Origin of the sequence: Xylanibacter rarus, from assembly GCF_001275135.1 — a bacterium.
Taxonomy (GTDB): domain Bacteria; phylum Bacteroidota; class Bacteroidia; order Bacteroidales; family Bacteroidaceae; genus Prevotella; species Prevotella rara.
This window is the reverse complement of sequence record NZ_LFQU01000002.1, coordinates 93132-113962: the sequence shown is the minus strand read 5'-3', so window position 1 is coordinate 113962 and position 20831 is coordinate 93132. Positions and strand designations below refer to the sequence as shown.

16 protein-coding genes are annotated in these 20831 nt (G+C 54.1%); all 16 read right to left on the bottom strand.

Features of this window, described 5'->3' with window-relative positions; all coding sequences use genetic code 11:
- Positions 1-460: 460 nt before the first annotated feature.
- The 16 genes from ACU52_RS02195 to ACU52_RS02120 all read right to left on the bottom strand — a co-directional run bounded on the left by ACU52_RS02195 (position 461) and on the right by ACU52_RS02120 (position 20780).
- Entirely contained in the window at positions 461-1132 is a 672-nt protein-coding gene (locus tag ACU52_RS02195) for a hypothetical protein (protein ID WP_053397579.1), read from the bottom strand.
- A gap of 792 nt (positions 1133-1924) precedes the next feature.
- Complete coding sequence (locus ACU52_RS02190) at positions 1925-2752, bottom strand: alpha/beta hydrolase (RefSeq protein WP_147630738.1); 828 nt, start codon at positions 2750-2752, stop codon at positions 1925-1927.
- A 10-nt stretch (positions 2753-2762) separates the two neighbouring features.
- A complete protein-coding gene (locus ACU52_RS02185) occupies positions 2763-3824 on the bottom strand; it encodes a glycosyltransferase (RefSeq protein WP_053397577.1) in 1062 nt (353 codons plus the stop codon).
- A gap of 106 nt (positions 3825-3930) precedes the next feature.
- Positions 3931-5040, bottom strand: coding sequence for a UDP-galactopyranose mutase (glf, locus tag ACU52_RS02180; RefSeq protein ID WP_053397576.1), 1110 nt, complete (start codon positions 5038-5040; stop codon positions 3931-3933).
- 58 nt (positions 5041-5098) lie between these two features.
- Positions 5099-5881, bottom strand: a complete 783-nt coding sequence (locus ACU52_RS02175) for a lipopolysaccharide kinase InaA family protein (protein WP_021854518.1) — start codon at positions 5879-5881, stop codon at positions 5099-5101.
- A gap of 7 nt (positions 5882-5888) precedes the next feature.
- Positions 5889-6923 (bottom strand): NAD-dependent epimerase, encoded by a 1035-nt coding sequence (locus ACU52_RS02170; protein ID WP_053397575.1) that lies wholly within the window; start codon positions 6921-6923, stop codon positions 5889-5891.
- A 53-nt stretch (positions 6924-6976) separates the two neighbouring features.
- Positions 6977-7966 (bottom strand): glycosyltransferase family 4 protein, encoded by a 990-nt coding sequence (locus tag ACU52_RS02165; protein WP_021854516.1) that lies wholly within the window; start codon positions 7964-7966, stop codon positions 6977-6979.
- 226 nt (positions 7967-8192) lie between these two features.
- Positions 8193-9098 carry a glycosyltransferase family 2 protein gene (locus tag ACU52_RS02160; RefSeq protein ID WP_053397574.1) on the bottom strand — a complete coding sequence of 302 codons (906 nt, stop codon included), beginning with the start codon at positions 9096-9098 and terminating at the stop codon, positions 8193-8195.
- 109 nt (positions 9099-9207) lie between these two features.
- Positions 9208-10344, bottom strand: a complete 1137-nt coding sequence (locus tag ACU52_RS02155; RefSeq protein ID WP_053397573.1) for a glycosyltransferase family 4 protein — start codon at positions 10342-10344, stop codon at positions 9208-9210.
- Between the two features lie 162 nt (positions 10345-10506).
- Positions 10507-11439: a lysophospholipid acyltransferase family protein gene (locus tag ACU52_RS02150; protein ID WP_021854513.1), complete on the bottom strand. Its 933-nt coding sequence runs from the start codon at positions 11437-11439 to the stop codon at positions 10507-10509.
- A gap of 22 nt (positions 11440-11461) precedes the next feature.
- The gene (locus ACU52_RS02145) at positions 11462-13291 is read right to left on the bottom strand and encodes an ABC transporter ATP-binding protein (protein ID WP_053397572.1); all 1830 of its coding nucleotides are present in this window, start codon (positions 13289-13291) and stop codon (positions 11462-11464) included.
- Positions 13292-13811: 520 nt separating this feature from the next.
- Positions 13812-15197 (bottom strand): tRNA (N6-isopentenyl adenosine(37)-C2)-methylthiotransferase MiaB, encoded by a 1386-nt coding sequence (gene miaB / locus ACU52_RS02140; protein ID WP_053397571.1) that lies wholly within the window; start codon positions 15195-15197, stop codon positions 13812-13814.
- A 113-nt stretch (positions 15198-15310) separates the two neighbouring features.
- Positions 15311-16273 carry a class A beta-lactamase gene (gene bla, locus ACU52_RS02135; RefSeq protein ID WP_053397570.1) on the bottom strand — a complete coding sequence of 321 codons (963 nt, stop codon included), beginning with the start codon at positions 16271-16273 and terminating at the stop codon, positions 15311-15313.
- A 76-nt stretch (positions 16274-16349) separates the two neighbouring features.
- Entirely contained in the window at positions 16350-17162 is an 813-nt protein-coding gene (locus ACU52_RS02130) for a DUF3108 domain-containing protein (RefSeq protein WP_021854509.1), read from the bottom strand.
- Positions 17163-17242: 80 nt separating this feature from the next.
- Complete coding sequence (locus ACU52_RS02125) at positions 17243-19267, bottom strand: Ig-like domain-containing domain (protein ID WP_082335122.1); 2025 nt, start codon at positions 19265-19267, stop codon at positions 17243-17245.
- Entirely contained in the window at positions 19257-20780 is a 1524-nt protein-coding gene (locus tag ACU52_RS02120) for a GH3 auxin-responsive promoter family protein (RefSeq protein WP_021854507.1), read from the bottom strand. The genes ACU52_RS02125 and ACU52_RS02120 overlap by 11 nt, the downstream gene beginning before the upstream one ends.
- Positions 20781-20831: the final 51 nt, after the last annotated feature.

The window sequence follows — 20831 nt, the reverse complement described above, 5'->3', positions numbered from 1 at the left end:
GCTTTGTATGACTGTACATTAAGCAAATCATACTTATTTGCTTTCATACTGTTAGTGGCCCGTTTGCGACCCGTAAGTGGGCCACTTTTAATGCAAAACCGGCCCACTTTTTGGTCGTAAGTCATAGGCTTTTTGTTGTCAACTAAAGCGGAGATATAATACAAAGAATTGTCAAGTCGAAAAAACTGCCAATACAGACAATTTTGAACCTCTGAAAGACAAGCACTTCACCCGAAAGCTGTCAGTAAAGATATTAGCATGCAGAGCCTGCACAAGCTTGGAACTTTTCGTGATTCTTTTGCTTGTGACATACACTTTAGCGCAAATATCAGGAATGATATGAATAATTCGTTTATGGGTCTGTATGGCAAGATACGGCTAATGAAAATGGCACTCGTTGACAGTTTCAACGAGTGCCATTTTGAGTATGGATATTTAGTAGGCCATGATAACATGGCTGTTATTTTTCGGGCACGTAGAATTTATCCATCAGCGGAAGCACCATTGCCGGATTTTTGCGGAACTGCTTTCCTTTTATCTCTTTTTTATCTACCATTTCTACCAGCTTAGGAAACTCCTTGAAATATAGTTTCATGGCTTTCTTCATAACTAAAAAGATTCCTTTTATTCCGAGCCAATAGGCTTTGGCTATCTCATCTCCTTTCTTTAGATAGTAATATCGCCAAACATAATTGACTTTGGTACTATTATTGTTCACTGTATAATCAGTGGTTAGTGTTTTATATCCTTTGACGTTCTTTCCTTCGTAAATTAGCTGTAGGAATACTGGCTTCTTAAAAGGCTTTGGATCCTTGCTAAATAGATTGGGTATACTATTTTGTGCTTTTACCGATTCGTAAATTAAGGGTAAGGAGTCATTGAGAGTTGACGTGTAAACTATTCTTTTCACTTCTTCTGATGTGTATTTACGGGCTTTACCTTTGTAGGTATCGCTTATTTTTATGTCATATACCGGTGAAATTAGGTGTGATGTGGAAGGAATCGAGGTGTAACCTTCAATTACCGTGCCGTCAGTCAGCGTGCAGGTTACTTTGTAGTCGTCAGGATTGTTGCGTGCTGTCGTTGGCAGCGCCATGAATAGTAGTGAAAGTATTAAGATAAGTTTATTCATTGTGTTTTATTTTAAGGTCGTTTACAATAAGGTTATTGAACACAGATAAACAAATTTTGCAAGTTATAGTTGTTATACCATGCTTGTAAAATTTGACTTGTAGATTACTGCTGATCAGTATAAAAGTTCGTCGCTTGCCAAATGTGCGTTGCACTATGCATGCCGAATGCATAGATAGTATTTTCTTTCAATACTTAACTGATGGTTTTCTCTTAATTCTGCCAATTTGAACCTGTAATGTAAGACATGGCTATTTTATCAATGTAATATTTGTTCGTCGCTCCGTTTGCATCTATGAAGCGAGACAAAACTCCTATATCAGTTTAAATATTACTCACAACCGGTTCCGTTTGTTCATTGTCGTTACATAAACATTTTGCAAATGCAGAAAAAAGCCTCAATACAATTTAGACGTAGTTTTTTTCGTGCACCTCCTTTTTTAGTTAAGAAATTATATCCATAGCCAAAAATACGATTTTTTTTCTAATTTTGTATATAAATATCAATATTTTATAGAAAATGAAACGAAAATAATATGAATATCATTATTTTCATTTTTCTTATTTGTTGCATTGAAAGAAGTTGCTATTGTTCTGACGGAGAGGAAATGGCTATTGCGCTTGCGTTATTGCGCACATTTGTGGCAAAAGAATGAAGGTGCGTCAGAATGTATCTTATCATACATGTTCTGATGCACCTTCCTTTATTGTTTATGTCGTAAAGATCTTCCTGCCGCGTGTTGTCGTTGGCGTTTGTGTCTGCGCCGTGCGCTCATGTAGGCAGGACAAAGAGTTATTTCTCTTTCAGCACTTTGTCAAACTGCTTGGCGAAGAACATTATCTGATAGTCTATCGAGTTGTGCCAGTAGTCGCCCGTGTGGCCGCCGGGGCGCACGTAGAAGTCGTGCTTCACGTTGAGTTCGCGCAGGCGCTTGTGCGTCTGAAGGTTCACGGGATAGAAGAAGTCGCTGTAGCCGCAGTCGATGATGATGTTCTGGCGCGAGCCGAGCAGGCGGTCGAGCGAATAGTATACGGAGTGAGACTTCCACACTGCTTCGTTCTGAAACTTGTTGCCCAGCACCTTCTCTATCTGCCAGCAGTTGGGATACTGGCAGATGTCCATGCATCCGCTCGTGGTGCCTATGTTGCCGAACACGTCGGGATGCTGCAGTCCGTTCCACATGGCTCCGTGTCCGCCCATGCTCAGGCCCGTTATGGCTCTCAGCTCGCGGCGCGCATAGGTGGGGTAGTGGGCGTCGATATACTCGGGCAGTTCCTTTGATATGAACGTCTCAAACTGCATCGACGGGTCAACGGGCGAGTCGACATACCAGCTGTTCTGTCCGTCGGGGCAGACGATGATGGTGCGGTAGGTGTCGGCCAGGCGCGCCACGTCGGTTATTCCAGGCCATGTGGTGCTGTTGCCGCTGTAGCCGTGCAGCAGGTAAATCACGGGATATTTGGCCTCGCCTGCGGCGTCGGGCGTGTATACTATGGTGCTGAGGCTGCGCTTCATCTTCTGGCTGTACACGCTCAGCGTGTCAACCTTTGCAGCGCGTGCTGCCGTTGCGGCCAGCATTATTATCAGCGCCGTCAGTATTGTTCTTGTAATGTTTGTCATGTTGTTATGCTTATTTTTCATTGTCTTTTTCGTCAAGCCGCCTTACAGCCTCCTCAAAGGCAGTTCTGAAGAAGTGGCCCTGGGCTATGAGGTTGCCTATGCGCTCGGCGTTCATCTTCATGCAGGCATACTGTCCCTGTGTGATGTTGGGCAGAATGGTGTCGAGCTCTTTCAGCGAGTCGACGCACAGACCTATGCCGTGCTTGCTTACAAACGGCGCCAGGGCGGCCTGCTTCCATATTATCACGGGCAGCGAGCAGCGCAGATAGAGCGATGTCTTGTGCGGATTGTTTATCTTGAGATATTCGCCCCAGTCGCCCGTGCATCCGTCTTCAGAGGCTCCGTCCCACACCAGTCCGAAGTGGCCACGCGCCGTGGCTATAAGCTCGTCTGACTTTACGAAGCCCATCATCTCAAACTTGTCGGCGCCCTTTGCCTTGCCAATCTCGAAGCCGTTGCCGTAGAGCCTCACCTTGAACGAGCTTATGTGCTCGCCCCAGCGGTAGAGGAAGGTGTTCTTGCGGTGGCTCAGCGCTCCGGCATACACTATGGTGCGTGTGTCTTCGCTGCTGTTGTTCTTTGCCGCCTGCGTGTCCGACAGATAGTCGAATATGCCCAGCGTGCCCACCATGGCGCGGCATCCGTGGCTCTCGAGCCACTGCTTCATGCTGTCGTTGTGGGCTATTATGTAGTCGGCGTGGTTGAGCCGGCATATCTCCTTCTCGGGCGTGAGCGCCTTGCGGCGGAAGCTGCCCAGGTCGTGTATTATCACAACTACGCGCGCTCCCCTCATGTGGGCCATGCGGCACACCAGCGTGAAGTATTTTTTCAGCGGATACTGCAGCAGCAGCGTGTCGCCGCGTTTCAGGCTGAAGGGCGACTTTATCACTCCGGCGAGCGTCAGGAAGAAGTGCGCCAGCTTGTTGTTGTATGTGGTCTGCCTGAGTCCGGCGTTGCCGAGGCCCATGCTGTCCATAATCTTCTCTATGTCAGTCTTGGCCTTGTTGCCCGCGCTGCCCAGACCCTTGTAGTTGCGCGAAAGATACTTACAGTTATTTAATTCATAATTCATAATTCACAAATCATAATTGGCTGATGCCTAACTTTGTTTCACAATTCTGAATTCATAATATGGGGCAGAGAAATTTTCTTAAGTCTTAATTATTAATTCTTACTTCTTAATTTCCCATTTCCTTTTCTGCCAGCTTGAGAGCCTCGTCCACGGTGTCGTCCATGTCGAAGTAGGCATACTGCCCGAGTCGGCCTCCGAATATCACGTTGCCCATGCTGCGCGCCATCTGGCGGTATTCGGCCGCTATGGCGTTGTTGCGCTCGTTGTTGACGGGATAATACGGCTCGAGGCCCTCGCTCCATGTGGCGGGATATTCGTAGGTTATCACCGTCTTGGGCTGAGTGCCGTATTCAAAGTGCTTATGCTCAATGATGCGGGTGTAGGGCACGTCGGCCGAGGTGTAGTTTACCACGGCGTTGCCCTGGAAGTTGGGCGTGTCTATCACCTTGGTGTCGAACTTCAGGCTGCGGTATTCGAGCCTTCCGGCGCGGTAGTCGAAGTATTTGTCAATGCGTCCGGTGAACACTATCTTGTCTGCCAGTGAGCAAAGTTCGTCGCGGCGGCTGAAGAAGTCGAGCTGCAGTATGGTCTCCGTGCCCTCCAGCAGGGCGTCGATGAGTCTGTTGTATCCGCCCTCGGGAATGCCCTGATACGGGTCGTTGAAGTAGTTGTTGTCGAAAGTCATGCGCACCGGCACACGCTTTATTATCTCCGCCGGCAGCTCGCGTGCGGGCCGTCCCCACTGTTTCTCTGTGTATCCCTTTATCAGCGTCTCGTAGATGTCGCGTCCGCAGAGCTTCAGCGCCTGCTCCTCAAAGTTGGCAGGACACTCTATCGAGGCATACTCGGCGCGCTGCTTTTTGAGCATCTCCTCGGCCTCGGCAGGCGTGCGCGTGCCCCACAGCTGATAAAAAGTGTTCATGTTGAAGGGCAGGTTGTACAGCCTGCCGTTGAAGTTGGCCACGGGCGAGTTGGTGAAGCGGTTCATCTCAACCAGCCGTGTAACATATTTCCACACCTCCTTCTTGTCCGTGTGGAATATGTGAGCGCCGTATTTATGCACGTTGATGCCCTCAATGCTCTCGCAGCGGATGTTGCCTCCGGTGCTGTCGCGCCTGTCTATCACGAGGCACTTGCGTCCAGCCTTGCGCGCCTCGTGGGCAAACACAGCCCCGAAAAGGCCGGCTCCGACAATAAGGTAATCGTATTTTTTCATAGTAACAAGTGTTTTTTATGTGCCAGCATGCTGCCGCCAGTGCTGCGGCGTACGCCTTTCAGCGCTTTTTCTGCTTGCCGGTTATCTTTCTGAAAGCTTTCTTGAATTTGCCCGTTACGGCCCGCTTGTGCTCAAACTCGTCGAGCTTCTTTATCACGAGCGCCACGGTCTTGTCGGCGTCGATGCCTCTTATTTGGGCGTAGCGCCTTATCACATAGTCCATGAGCCGCTTGTCGTGCGTGAGCCGTTTCAGGTTTTCGGCGCAGTCGTCCTCCGTCGGTTGTATGAACTTCGAGCGGTTGGTGTCTATCAGCCAGAAGCTGAAGCCGCCGTCGGCAGTCCTCTCATACAGTATGTTCGTAAGGTTCAGGTCGCCGTGCATCACTCCCTTTTCGTGCAGCCGTGCCAGCAGATGAGCCAGCGCGTCGGCCGCGTCGCGGTCAAAGTCGTCGCGTCTGAGCAGGTCGGTGAGCGGCGGCAGCATGCACGACTCCGACACAAAGTAGCAGTCGGACATCAGTATGCCGTTGCCAAGTTCAAGATATGCCACCTCGCGGGGCGTGTTGAATCCCCTTTCGCGCAGCATGGCGGCAAAGAGATATGCCCTTGCGGCCTTGCTCTTCTTGAAGAACGAGTAGGCCACGCGCTGCACGGGGTTGGGCCGCTTGTAGTGTTTCACCACGAGCGTGCGGCCGTCAACGCAGAACGACTTCACCGTGTTGCGCCCCTTGTAGAGCGTAGTGCCCCCCTGACTGAACGTCTGAGGCAGGCTGCCCACAAAGCCGCTGAGCGCGCTGAAGCCGCTGCCTACCGTCATGGTCATTATCTTTTCCTTGCTCATGGGCGGCTCAGAGGTTAATGTTCTCGTAGTGCTTAAACCACTCGATGAAGTTCTTTATGCCCTCGTGCAGCGCAACTTTCGGCTTGTAGCCTATCTCGGTCTCGAGCTTTGTGGTGTCGGCCCAGGTGCGGCTTACGTCGCCCGGCTGCATGGGCAGTAGTATCTTTTCGGCCTTGCGGCCCAGGTTTGTCTCTATTTCGGCTATGAAGTCGGTAAGGCTTACGGGGCTTCCAAGGCCTATGTTATACACCTTGTAGGGCAGTCCGTTTGCCGTTCCCGTTCCGTCGGGCGTCTTGTCGAGCACCATGATGGTGCCGTTGGCAATGTCGTCGATGTAGGTAAAGTCGCGCATCATGTCGCCGTTGTTGAACACCTTGATAGGCTTGCCGCCGCTAATGGCTCTTGCAAACAGCATGGGGGCCATGTCGGGGCGTCCGGCGGGGCCGTATACGGTGAAATAGCGCAGGCCGGTGCAGGCTATGCCGTAGAGCTTGCAGTAGGCATGGGCCATCAGTTCGTTGCTCTTCTTGCTTGCTGCATAGAGGCTTACGGGACTTATCACGACGTCGTCTTCAGAGAAAGGCACCTTGCTGTTCATGCCGTAGACCGAGCTCGACGAGGCATAGACGAGATGCTCCACGTTGAAGTTGCGGCAGCACTCGAGTATGTTCAGAAAGCCAATCCAGTTGCTGTGCATGTAGGCATAGGGGTTCTCTATCGAGTAGCGCACGCCTGCCTGTGCCGCCAGATGTATTATCTTGTCAAACTTAACCTGGTCGAACAGCATGTCGAGGGCGCCCTTGTCCTCGATGTCGAGGCGCAGAAACGTGTAGTTGGCCCATTTGGTGCTCACCGTGCGGTGCCCCATGCGCAGGCTGGCGTCGGCCTCTATCCCTGCCCGGCGCAGGCGGTAGAACTTCAGCTCGGGCGAGTAGTAGTCGTTGATGTTGTCGATTCCCACCACCTCGTCGCCTCTTTCGGCCAGCATTTCGGCGCAGCGGCTGCCAATGAATCCGGCCGCGCCGGTTACGAGTATCTTCATCTTCTGTTGAGTTTTTATCTGTTCGGGAGCCTTACTCCTTGCTCCGTTGTCATTCAGTTGTTGTCCTTCTTCTCGAGATAATCAGTTATCTTTCTTGCCACTACGCTCCAGTCGAAGTCGCGTATGGTGCGCAGTCCTGCCTCGCCATACTTCCTTCTCAGCTCCTCGCTCTGGTAAAGCTCCTTGATGTGGCGTCTGAAGCAGAAGCGCCAGCGTGCCGAGCGTATGCCGTTCTCCTTGTCGCGCAGCAGGTCGAGCGTGCCGGCCTTGGTGGCTATCACGGGCACGGCGCACGCCATGGCCTCGGCCACGGTGTTGTTCCATCCGGTGTAGCGCGGGTTCTCGGCCGACACAAAGCAGTCGGCACGGTTGAACAGCTCCCAGTTGCGGTCGAAGGGATGGCCCACGACAAACTCGAAGGGGCACTTGCACGTAAACTCCTTTATGCGGCGTGCGGCGCCTTCGTCAACCGGCGTGTCATAGAGGAGCAGCTTTATGTTGTAGCCCTGCGCATAGAGCTTTTCGCACGCGCTGACCACATAGTGGGTGCCTTTAACGCGCTCCACGATGCGTCCGTATGCCATGACGACGAACGGGCGGTCTTTCACCTCATAGCTCTCCTTGGGCTTATAGTTGGCAACGGTTACGCCGCCGATGGCCTTGAACGACTCGCGGCCGAACTTCTTGAGGTCGTACTCGTATACGTTCGACGAGCAGGCAAACACCTCAACCTCGGGATTCTTCATCAGCTTGGCCACGTTGTCGCTCTTTCTGACGTGATAGAATATCTTGTGGCGTGCATCAGACTCAAGCACCATGGGCATCATCTTCACCGTGGTGGTCCACAGGGCGTCGAGCTTTGTGCCTTTAATCTTGTCGAAAGTGCTCATCTCGCCCTTGAAGTCGAACCAGTCGGGGCCCTTGCCGTCGGGTGTGAACACTATGAAGCGGTGGCCCTGCTCGACAAAGATGTTGCCGAGCTCGAGAAAGCGCTTAACGCCGCCGTAGAGCTTTGTGTGGGGCAGTAATACTCCTAATATCATATATAGTTGTTGTTAATTCGGATGAAATTTTATATTACCTTTTGCCGCGCTGCCGGCATCCTGCGTATCGCATTGATATACAACGACTTGCAATATGCCGTCTTTTGGCTCGCAATATGTGGCCTTTCAGCCTGCAATATGTGGTCTTTCGCGATGCGATATGTGGCCTTTTAGATCTTAGCCTGTCGGCAGTCTTGTTATGCCGTGTGCCGGCAGGGCTGCGGGCTTATTGTCTTTTGTCGTTGTCCCAGAACTTCCACAGCGGTCCGAAGTCCTTTGTCAGCATCCACCACAGAGCCTTCAGGCGTCCGCGAAGCATGTGAGCCTTCAGATGGCCGTCGTGCCTGTAAGTGTCAGTAAGGCGGCTGTCGAAGTCGTGTCCCTTGTAGGTGAAGATGCGCCTGAAGGTGGAGTTTGTCATGCCCCACTTGAGCAGAAACTGCATCTGTCCCATGTTCTTGCGTATGCGGGTGGTGGATTTTGTCTCGAAGTGATACACGCGGCTTGCCGATATGCCCTTCATCATCCTTATGCCGCAGAGATACAGCTTGGCGGTGAAGTCGGGGTCGCTGTACATTCCGGGCGAAAGCTCTATGCTGTAGCCGCCCACGAGGTCCCATATGTCGCGGTGAACGATGTTCGGCGGCAGCGTTGCGCCCATCCAGTCGTTCATCTTATAGGTGCGGAACTCGTTGAGCAGGTCTTGCTCCCTGAATGTCTCAGGCGTGTCGCCATAGTCGGCGTTTATTATCGAGTCGCCCTTTGTGCGGGGCTGTATTGTCGTCGACGACAGGAAGAACCGGTTGTCGGGCAGCGCCTTTATCTCGTCATACAGCGCCTTGTCCCATTCAGGCAGCGCATACATGTCGTCGTTGATGAAGAGCATATAGTCGGTCTTCACCTTGCTGCGCATCATGTTCATGGCCAGGCACACGCCCACGTTGGTCTGCGAGTGGGTGTAGTCGAGGCCCTGCTGCCTCACCCATTCGAGCGTGCCGTCGCTTCCGTCGTTGACGTGTACTATAATCTGGTGCCTGTATGTAGAGTTCTTCCTTATGCTGTCCACGCATATCTTAAGGAAGGGCAGGTTGTTCCATGTGGGTATGAGTATGGAGAATATTTCGCCGTTCATAGTCGTTACGTTATTTTGCAGGGCTTCGGCGGCGGCATTGCTTATATCCGCCCGTGCCTTTGCTTTGTTTGTATTATATGGTTATAGCCCCTTTGGCGTGCCTTTGCCGTCAGATGCCGAGCACGTCCCTGTAGACGTTCATCACCTGCTGGGCCACGTTGTTGCCCTCAAACCGCGTTATATACTGGCGGCTTGCGGCTATGCGCTCCTCGCGTCCGGGTGCTCCCTTGACAACCTGCTTTATGGCTTCGGCCATGGCATAGACGTCGTCGGGGTCGACATATATGGTGCCGTTGCCGCCTGCCTCCTCAAGACAGCTGCCCGTGCATGCCACTACGGGCAGTCCGCTCTGTATGGCCTCGATGACCGGAACGCCGAAGCCCTCGTAACGTGAGGGGTAGACGCACGCCTCGGCCATCTGATAAATGGCGGGCAGGTCTTCGTTGGGCACGTTGTGAAGTATCTTCACGCGGCTTTCGAGAGCGTTCTCCCTGATATACGCCTTCACCTTTTCGGTGTATGAGGTGGCCTTGCCCACTATCACCAGACTTATGTCGTCGGGCAGCATCCTCAGTGCCTTGACGGCCAGCAGCACGTTCTTGCGCTCCTCGATGGTGCCCACGTTGACGATGTACCGTTCGGGCAGCATGTAGCCCGTGTGCACCTCGTGCATCTTCTTCTCGCCTTCGCGCATCTTGTAGCGCGAGCCGCAGCTCTGATATATAACGTCTATCTTCTCGGGGTTTACGCCTCCGTAGAGCATTATGTCGCGCTTGGTGCATTCGCTGATGGCTATTATGCGGTCGGCCTCGGCGCAGGTCTTTCTGAACTTCCACGCATAAATCTTGGTGTCGGGCCAGTTGTACCATTCAGGATGACGCATGAAGATGATGTCGTGAATGGTAACCACGGTCTTTATGCCGGCCTTCTTTATGCCTATGGGCAGCTCGCCCGAGAGTCCGTGATAGAGTTTTACGCCGTCGGCGCAGAGGTCGTCCACCATTGAGTGCATGCGCCACCATGCCTTCTGCAGGCCCGAAAGGCTCCTGCGGGGATACACGAATCTTACGCCTGCCGACTCTCTTACCTGGCTTCTCAGCGCGCTGTCGCCCTTGTCGGGGGCGTATAGGTTGAGCTTTATGTCGGGCGTTATAACCTCAGAGAGGTCGTTGATCAGTGTGCGGGCGTAGCTTCCCAGTCCGGTGCGGTTACATACAATGCGCTTGGCGTCGTATCCTATAATCATATTTTACATATTTTGTTGCGGGCTGCATTCTGCCTGGCCGCCGTGCCGGCTTGTGCCGTCTTGCCGTTCCAGGGCACTTTGCCGCATGCTTGCCGCTGTTGTGCAGCGCGGCGTGTGCCGGCCCATTAATGTTATATGTTTCACGTGTGACAGGCTTACGGCCTACTTTCTCACCACGTGTCCGTTTTCAATCTTGAACTCCTTGTCAAACTCCTCCCTCGTGCGTTTCCAGCGGTTGTGGCTCCACAGATAGAAGCGCGGCTCGCGCCTTATGGTCTGCTCGAGCATGACAAAGAACTTTTTGGTTATCTCAAACTCAGGCATTTCGCCGGGCTTGTCGGTCATGAGCTTGAAGGTGTAGATATATTTTCCGCGTTCGGGGCGTTCAACGTCGATGTAGAACACGGCGTTGTTCATCTTGCGCATTATGCGCTCGGCGCCCGTGAACACAGGTGTGTCGTGGTTGAGGAACGGCAGCCACAGGTGGATGTTGCGGTAGCGGGGCGCCTGGTCGGCAATGTAGCCGAAGAGATTCATGAGGTTCTGGCTGCGGAACGACACGAGATATCTCAGTATGTCCTTCTTGGGGACGCACACTCCGCCCATGCTCTGGCGCATGTTGATGAACAGGCGGTCGAAGAGCTGGCTGCGCAGGGGGTGATATATCAGTCCGATTACGGCCTCGGGATGCTTCTTTATGACAAGGCCTGTGGCCGAGAGCAGCTCCCAGTTGCCGTAATGTCCGAGTATGCCGGCGCAGGTCTGGCCTCTGTCAAAGCACTCCTCAATCTTGTCGATACCCCTGAACTCTATGCGGCTGAGCAGCTCCTGACGGCTGACGGACATGAGCTTGACGGTCTCTACGAAGTAGTCGCAGAACCACTTGTAGAATCCGCGCTCTATGCTGATGCACTCCTCGAGGCTCTTCTCGGGGAATGCCGATGTTATGTTGCGTCTGACGATGTCGCGGCGGTAGCGCACTATGTGGTAGAGAACGAGGTTGGCGATGTCTGATATCACATAGAGGGCCCTGTAAGGCAACTTTGACACCAGATAGAAAATGCCGTAGATTATGTTATATAAAAACTCTTTCATTCCTCTTTCTCCGGTTAGTTGATTACAGTGTCTGCATGTCGTTCAGCTTCTTGTAGTAGCCGTCGATGGCGAGCAGCTCCTCGTGGGTGCCGCGCTCAACGATCTCTCCCTCGTGTATGACGCATATCTCGTCGGCGTTCTTGATGGTCGACAGGCGGTGGGCAATGGCCACCGTGGTGCGCGTCTTCATCAGATGCTCGAGCGCGTCCTGCACCAGTCGCTCGCTCTCGGTGTCGAGAGCCGACGTAGCCTCGTCGAGGATGAGTATCGGCGGGTTCTTCAGTATGGCGCGGGCTATGCTCACGCGCTGGCGCTGTCCGCCCGAGAGGCGTCCGCCGCGGTCGCCTATGTTGGTGTCGTAGCCGTGTTCCGACTCCATGATGAAGTCGTGAGCGTTGGCTATCCTTGCGGCGTTCTCTATCTGCTCCTGCGTGGCGTTGTCTACGCCGAACGATATGTTGTTGCGGAAACTGTCGTTAAACAATATGGCCTCCTGGTTTACGTTGCCTATGAGCGAGCGCAGGTCGTGCAGTCCCATGTCCTTCACGTTCACTCCGTCGATGAGCACCTCGCCCTCCTGCACGTCGTAGTAGCGCGGTATGAGGTCTACGAGCGTCGACTTGCCGCCGCCGCTCTGGCCTACGAGCGCCACGGTCTTGCCCTTCTCTATGGTGAGGTTGATGTTGCGCAGAACCCACTTCTGGTCGTACTTGAACGACACGTTGCGGAACTCTATCTTGCTCTTGAAGTCGGTTATGTGCACCGGATGCTCAGGCTCCTTGATGTTGCTCTCGGCCATGAGTATCTTGTCCACGCGCTCCATCGAGGCCAGACCCTTGGGTATGTTGTAGCCCGCCTTCGAGAATTCTTTCAGCGGATTGATGATGCTGTAGAGTATAACGAGATAGTAGATGAACGTGGGGCCGCTCAGAGTCATGTTGTTTAGCACCAATACACCGCCGAACCAGAGCACTATGACAATCATCACCGTGCCGAGAAACTCGCTCATCGGGTGGGCCATCTGCTGGCGGGTGTTCACGCGGCGTATGTTTTCGCGGTATTCAGAGTTTATCTTGTCGAAGCGGCGGTTCATCTTCTCCTCGGCGCAGAAGGCCTTTATGATGCGCAGTCCGCCAAGTGTTTCCTCCACCTGGCTCATCGTGTCGCTCCACAGCGACTGCGCCTTTATCGACTTCTGCTTCAGCTTGCGGCCCACAAAGCCCATGAACCAGCCCATGATGGGCACTATGACGAGCGTGAAGAGCGTCAGCTGCCAGCTGATGACGAGCAGCGTGGCAAAATAGAACACTATCAGTATGGGGTTCTTGAAGAGCATGTCGAGGCTCGACATTATGGAGTTCTCAATCTCCTGCACGTCGCCGCTCATGCGCGCTATGATGTCGCCCTTGCGCTCCTCGGAGAAGAATCCGAGCGGCAGCGACGTAATCTTGCGGTAGAGCTGGTTGCGTATGTCGCGCACCACGCCTGTGCGTATAGGAATTATCGTAGCCGACGAAAGGAAATAGGCACCCGTCTTCAGAAACGTCATGAAGGCCAGGAACAGGCCTATGACGAGCAGCGTTGTGGTGGCGCCCATGCTCTCGATCATCTCGTAGATATAATAATTGGCGTTGTTTATCAGCACATCTTTCATGTTGCCGCTGCCCCAGTCCATCAGTCCGGCAGGCACGCTGGCCGCCTGAGTCTTGAAAAGTATCTGCAGGATTGGTATTATGGCCATGAAAGAAAAGATGTTCAATACCGCCGAAAGGATATTAAACACCACCGTCAGTACCAGGTATTTTTTGTAGGGAGGTACAAAACGGCGCAATACTTGTAAAAATTCTTTCATCTATCCGTGGGTTGTTCTTTTTATGGAATTTAGGTTTATTCCGGTTGCAAAGATAGTGTTTTTGTGCAAGAAAACAAAATATGGCGGCCGTTTTAGTTCATTATGGGGCTGTCTGAGGGGCCGCAAAGGCGATATGGGGGCTGTTTGAGTGGCTAATCCATGCCGGTTGTCATACTGCCGGAGCATGCCGGAAGGCACGCCGCTGCCGGCTTTTCCGTATTCTGTCAGCGCCTTGCAGCGTGAAGGACAGGTGCCGTTAGTTACAGTTTCGTGCCCCCTGTCGTGCGGCTTGTAGGGCGGCGCTTCGGGGCAGGATGTGTCGGGCTGTATAACGCATTGATACACAGTGCGTTGCAAAAGGCCATGTTTCAGGCTCTAAAAGGTGGCCTTTTAGGCTGCAAATGACGGTCTTTCGGACGGCGAAAGGTGCCCTTTCAGAACATGAAAGGCGGCCTCTTGATGATAAGAGTGCCGCCTTTCTCTTCAAAGTTAATATTATCGTGCTTCCAATTAGTCGGTTTTATGCCTCGCCGCCGTCCGCGAGTACGCCTTTGAGCGTTGCGCTCGAGCTGTCGGTTATCCTTACCCTTACGGTCTGGCCGATGTGGCAGTTGCCCTTGTCGAACACTACCACCTTGTTCTGTCCGGTGCGTCCGAAGAGCTGTTCGCGGCTGCGCTTGCTGAAGCCCTCTATCAGCACGTCGAACTCCTTGCCTACGTCCTTGGCGTTCGACTCTGCCGACAGCTTGGTCTGCAGCTCTATCATCTCTGCCAGGCGGCGCAGCTTAACTTCCTCTGATACGTCGTCGGGCAGATGCTTCGATGCGTATGTGCCGGGGCGCTCGCTGTATTTGAACATGAAGGCAGAGTCGTAGCCCACCTCGCGCATCAGCGAGAGCGACATCTGGTGGTCTTCCTCAGTCTCGCTGTGGTAGCCCACGAATATGTCGGTAGATATGGCGCAGTCGGGTATTATGCGGCGTATGGCCCTCACGCGGTCCATATACCACTCTCTTGTATATTTGCGGTTCATCAGCTTCAGTATGCGGTCTGATCCGCTCTGCACGGGCAGATGTATGTGATGGCAGATGTTTGGCATCTCGGCTATCACGCGCAGCGTGTCGTCGCTCATGTCCTTCGGATGGCTCGTGGTGAAGCGTATGCGCATGTCGGGCACGGCCTCTGCCACCATGCGCAGCAGTGCCGGGAACGCCACTTTATCGCTCTTGTCATCGGCTTTGCCGTCGTTACCCTCGCTGTTTACTTCTTCATTTTTACTTTTTAATTCTCCCAGATAGGAGTTAACGTTCTGTCCGAGCAGTGTAACCTCCTTGTATCCGTGTTCGTGCAGGTCGCGCACCTCGCGCAGAATGCTCTCCACGTCGCGGCTGCGTTCGCGTCCGCGGGTGTAAGGCACGATGCAGTAGTGGCAGAAGTTGTTGCATCCGCGCATGATGCTCACGAATCCGCCCACGTGCGGTCCGCATATTCTCTGCGGCATTACGTCGCGGTAAGTCTCCGTTGTAGACAGTTCGATGTTCATCGCCTTGTGTCCCGTCTCGGCCTGAGCTATTAGGTCGGGCAGGGTGAGATAGGCGTCGGGGCCGGCCACGAGGTCGGCATGATGGTTCTCGAGCAGGTCTTCCTTCACTCTCTCGGCCATGCATCCCAGCACTCCGATAATCATTCTTCTGCCCTTGCGCGTCATGGCGTGCAGGGTGTCGAGGCGGTTGAGCACTTTCTGTTCGGCATTGTCGCGCACGCTGCACGTGTTCAGAAACACGGCGTCGGCTTCGTCAACGCTTTCGCACAGTTCATATCCGGCCATCTTCATCACCGAGGCCACAACCTCGCTGTCGGCCACGTTCATCTGGCAGCCGTAGGTTTCTATAAATAGTTTCTTCATCTTCGTTGTTATTGGTGTTTTAGGGGGATGGGAGCATTGGGACGTATGAGACTTATACTTTGCCGGCTGATGCCGCCTCGCAGGGCTTGCGGCTGTCGTCGCCGGGCGTCCGCTCACTCTCTTTCATCGCCCAGTATTATCTTTGTTATCTCGGCCATGAGGCGCGCGTTGTCGGCGTCGCTCATCTTCGAGTCTTTTATCAGTATGGCTATGGCCACCTGTCTGCCGTCGGGCATGGTCACCACTCCGGCGTCGTTGTCGGCCATCTTGGTGCCGTCAGCCATGCGGAATCCCGTGCCGGTCTTGTGTGCCAGCGTCATTCCTTGGCTCAGTCCGGCCTTTATCTTGTCGGCTCCCGTGGTTGTTGCGGCCAGCGCCTGCTTTATGCAGCGGTCGTATTCGCCGCTGAGCAGACGGCCGTCGTATAGCTTACGGAGCAGCCACACCACCGACTCGGGCTTGCTCCAGTTGGCATAGCTGTTTATCGGTGCTTCATACATCGTGGCCTCCGTCTCCGACAGATGGCAGTCTTTTATGCCCATGGCGTGTATCTCGCGGTCAACGCTGTCTATGCCTCCTGCCATGGCTATCAGTATGTCAGCGGCGTTGTTGTCGCTCTCGGCTATGGCGTAGCGTATCAGCTGCGGCAGCGTTATGCTGAACCTGCCGTCGGGATGCAGCTTCATCAGCGGACTGTATGTGTCCTTGCGCATCTGCTCAGGCGTTATGTTGAGCGTCGTGTCCACCGCTGCGCCCCTGCGCTCCATGTCTTTCAGCAGGGCAACGGCCACGTGGAGCTTGAACACGCTCATCAGCGGATACAGCCTTTCGTTGTTCATGCTGTGCATGGCGTTGCCTTCCATCCATGCCACGCCTATCTCGGCATCCTTGCCTTCAGCGAGTTTCTTTATGGCAGCAAGCTTCTTCTGCCCTTCGTATTGCGGCATTTCTGCCGTCACGGCAGCGCCTTCCGTCGTGCTTTCACAGCCACTTTCGCGGCCGGCAGCCTGCGTTCCGGCGCAGCACATAAGGCATAGCGCAGCTGCGGCTGCCCTCATCGTTATCTCTTTAAGCATTGTCTTTGCTCCTATGTTATGTCGCCTTTTCCGGCCGTATGCACCAATGCGTGCAACAGCCGGCAGCCTTTGGCGCTTATTTCGTTACTGAAGTTATCTTGTTGCGCGTGCCTCTCATGTTGGTGAGGAAAGCCTTTGCCGAACCGAACTTCAGGAACATGTCGAGCCTTACGGGTATGTGGTTGGCGTCGTCGGTTACGAAGAAGCGCGCTATCTCGCGCCATTCGCCCTTGTCCTTCTCGGTGTACGACAGTTCGAGACAGCGGTATTTCACGCCGTTGTCGGCCTTCACGGTCTTGCGTCCCATGAATTTCAGCTTCGCGGGGTTAAGTCCGTTGCCGTCGGCGATGGGGAAGTCAACTACATAGCCCTTCTTCCAGTTGGCCGGGTCGAAGCTTCGCGCCCTGAGAAATATGTTCATCATGTCGTAGACACACTCGCCGGGAGTCACCGTGCGCTTCTCCACCTTGCCGTCCTTGTGCAGCCGGCTCTGTGTTATCTTGCACTTTCCGCCCGGATAGCTGTACCACACCTGGTCTACGGTGTAGCGCTTTCCCTCGAGTGCTCCCTTGCGGTAGTAGAGCGGTGCGAGGTTGGTTGTTGAATAGCAGAGCAGCGTGTCGCGCATCACGAACATCTTGTCCATCTTGCTGTTGCCCCTTGTGGTGAGGCTGGCGCGGTAGGCCTGCTGCCCGTTATACTTGCTTTGCACTATCGACATCGAGGCGGTGCCTACTCTTACCCATACAAACTTCCAGTTGTAGTACAGGTTGTATGACAAGAACTCGCCCGACTTGAAGGCTGTGTTTCTGAAGCTACACTGCGCCATGGCTGCCACGGCAGTTGCAATCAGCATTATTGCCAGTGTGAGTGTTCTTAGATGTTTCATGATATGTGCATTTTTGTTTGTGTCCTGTTCTTTCCGTGCCGGCCGGCGGCTTGCTGTCAGCGTGCCTGTCGTGTGTGCCGTCAGTTGCCCGGATATGGTATGCCCATGCTCTTGGCCCGGTCGAGGTTACGCTTCTTTATGGTCTTTTCCTGTTCGGGCTTCTGCTTTGTTATCTCCATGGGCTTTTGCTTTTCGAGGCTCCGTGCCGTTGGATTCCACGTCAGGTTGAGGTCCCATTTAGCCTTACATTCTATCTTTTCGGGATAGTAGTAGGTGGTTTCGGCCTGGCGGTCGGCGGCATATTCGCCCGTGTCCCACTTGCCGTTCTTGTTCGAGTCGATAAACATCCTGGCGTAATATGTGCCCGGCTTTACGTAGAAGAACGACGCGTTGCCGTCGGTTGTGGTCGTTTCTTTCACCACTTCGTCAGAGTTGTTGAGCATCTGTACCACCACCGTGGTGTCGGCCATGCCCGTTATGTTGAACATAAGCGTGGCAAAGGCGTCTTCGGTCTGTATCTTGAAGCCTGTCTTGAACGGTGCGGTGGTTTTGCCGTAGATGTCGGTGAAGGCCATGGTGTCGGTCTCCAGACTGTATTCCGTGCCCGGCCGCCACTCTCCGAGCAGCTCGTAGATGCGGTTGGTGCCTGCCTTCTGCCGCAGCACGAACGGCGATTTATACCACAGCGTGTCGTGCTTCGAGTAGAGATGTATGCAAGCCGTGTCCACTTTCTGCAGCGGTGTGGGCATCTCGATGGTTATGTTCTGGTCGGGCGCAGGCTCTGACTGCACGTTGTATTTGGGCTCGAGCGCCTCGGCGGGCATCTCCGTCTGGTATTCCTTGCCGCGCTTCTTGGCTTTCTCCTGTGCCTTCTGCCACTCTTCAAACTGCTCTTTCTTCTGCTTCATGCGCTTCTCGTAAGGCTCCTTCGACAGCACGTCGAGCGTGTCGGTCTGCATCTGCAGCACTCCAAGCGTGTCGGTGGCGAGATATTTCAGCTCCATTCTGAGCGTGTCCTGGTTGACGAGCGTGGTGTCCTTCAGCCAGTAGGTGATGGTGTCCTGCTTCTCTGTCGTCTCAATGATGAAGGCGTCCTGCTCGTTGAAGTTGAGTCCCTTGATCTCCGGCAGCTGCTTGTTGCCGTAGCTGAAGTAGAGCGTGAAGCGGTTGGCATAGGCTCTTTCGCTCTTCAGCAGGTAGCGGTCGGTCTGCTCTTCGGTGAAGGCTCGCAGCACGATGTCGTCGGGCAGGAAGTGGGTGTAGGGCACCCGGCGTATTGAGTCGATGCGGAGCGAGTCGCGCCAGATTGTGTCCTGCCTTATGTCGGGCTTGAAGGTTGGCTCTATTATGTCGTGATTGAAGGCCAGCTGTTCGCTCTTCTGATTGAAGATATAGTTGTTGTCGGCGTCAGAGAGCGCGTATATGCGGTATTTTCCGGTGGCAATGCCTTTGATGATAAACTTGCCGCGGCTGTCGGTTCTCGACACTCTGAGCATGGGCTGGCGTGTGAATATGCTGTCGCTCAGGTCGCTGTAGAGGCCTACGAGGATGCCTTTTATGGGCTCGAGGTTCTGCGCGTTGAGCACGTATCCTGCCACTTCGAGCGTGTCGATGTGGTCGCCTGTCGAGAAAGTGTAGGTGTAGTTGCCCAGCGGATTGCTCTCGTTGTTGTCGCTGATGGCGTCGGAGAAGTCGACGGTGTAGGTGGTGTTGGGCTTGAGCGAGTCTTTAATCTCCACCACGATGCGCTTTCCGGCGGCCTTGATTTCGGGCGTCTCGATCTGCGGAGGCGATATGACGACCTTCTCGGTGGGGTTGTCCACCTGGATATATTCGTCGAAGTTGATGCCTATCTTGCGCGTCTTGACGTTTATGCTCTTGTCGGCGGGCGAGCTGCCGGTTATTCTCGGCGGCGTCTCGTCATACCATCCGCCGTCGGGCTGTCCCATCCTGGCGCACGACGTGATTATCACGGCGGCCATGAACGTCAGCAGGGCCAGTGCGCCTTTCTTCAGGCGTGCTGCTCTGTGGTGTGCCTCGGCGGCGTGTGCGCTGCCGTTTGTGGTGCTGCGCCGTCTGCTGTTGCGCTGTGTGTCAGTGTTCATCGTCTTCGGTGTTAAATCTCAGCATTTGTTCTATGATGTCGCGGCTGTTGCTAAGTCGCGGCACCTTGTGCTGTCCGCCCAGCTTGCCCTTCGACTTGAGCCAGTCGTTGAACAGGCCCGTGCGCGCCTTCACGATGTCGAGGTGCTGAAGGGTTATGTCCTTGTAGCGCTTTGCCTCGTAGTCGCTGTTTATCTCCTGCAGCTTCTTGTCGAGCAGCGATGCAAAGCGGCCGAGGTCGTCGGGCTCTCTTGAGAACTCGATGAGCCACTGGTGGCGGCACTTGGCGTTGCCGTCCATGAACACCGGGGCGGCTGTGTATTCGAGCACCTCGGCACCCGTCTCGCGGCAGGCGTGGGCAAGGCCCTGCTCGGCATTGTCGACGATTAGCTCCTCGCCGAAGGCGTTGATGAAGCTCTTGGTGCGTCCGGTGATTATAAACTTGTAGGGATTGGTTGACGTAAACTTGACGGTGTCGCCTATGATGTAGCGCCACAGTCCGCACGACGTTGATATGACCATGGCATAGTTCACGCCTGTCTTTACGCCCGTTATGGGCACTACGGTAGGATTTTCGGCTCCGAACTCGTCCATCGGGATGAACTCGTAGAACACTCCGTAGTCGAGCATCAGCAGCATCGACGGGTCAGAGGGGTCGCTCTGCAGGCCGAAGAAGCCCTCGCTGGCGTTGTAGGTCTCCATGTAGTGCATGCCGGGCGAGGTGATGAGCTGCTCATACTGCTTGCGGTAGGGCGTGAAGGCCACGCCTCCGTGGAAGAACACTTCAAGGTTGGGCCACACCTCCTCGAGGTGAGTCTTGCCCGTAAGCTCCATCACGCGTGTCAGCACGGAGAGCATCCACGAGGGCACGCCGCTCAGGTTGGTCACGTTCTTGTTCATCGTCTCGCGGGCTATGCGGTCGCGCTTCACCTCAAAGTCAGACAGCAGCGCCGTCTGCTTGCACGGCACTCTGACCAGGTTTGCCAGCGGACTGATGTTCTCTATCAGTATGGCGCTGAGGTCGCCCACAAGGCTGTTGCGCAGATTATAGTTGGGCGAGTGGCTTCCGCCCAGTATGAGGCTCTTGCCGTCGAACAGCCGGCTCTTGGGGTTGTTGCGCAGATAAAGGGCCACGGCGTCCTTGCCGCCCTGATAGTGAAGGTTCTGCAGACCGTCGTGACTTACGGGTATGAACTTGCTCTTGTCGTTGGTCGTTCCCGACGACTTGGCATACCACTTTACCGTTCCGGGCCAGAGCACGTCGCTCTCGCCGTGGCGCATGCGGTCGATGTCATTCTTCAGTTCCTCATAAGTGTTCAGCGGCACGTTAGCCGCAAAGTCCTCGTATGACTTCATATTGCCGAATATGTGCTTTCTGCCGTATTCGGTGTCCTTGGCACGGCCCGTCAGATATGCCAGCACCTCGTTCTGAAGTGCCCCGGCCTCGTTGATGTGCCGCTCAAGCTCCTTCTGCCGCGGCAGAAACAACTTGCCAATTATGCTAGTAATGCTCATCTTCTAAGAGGTATTTTTAAGCTGCAAAGTTAGTCTAAACTTTTGTAATAC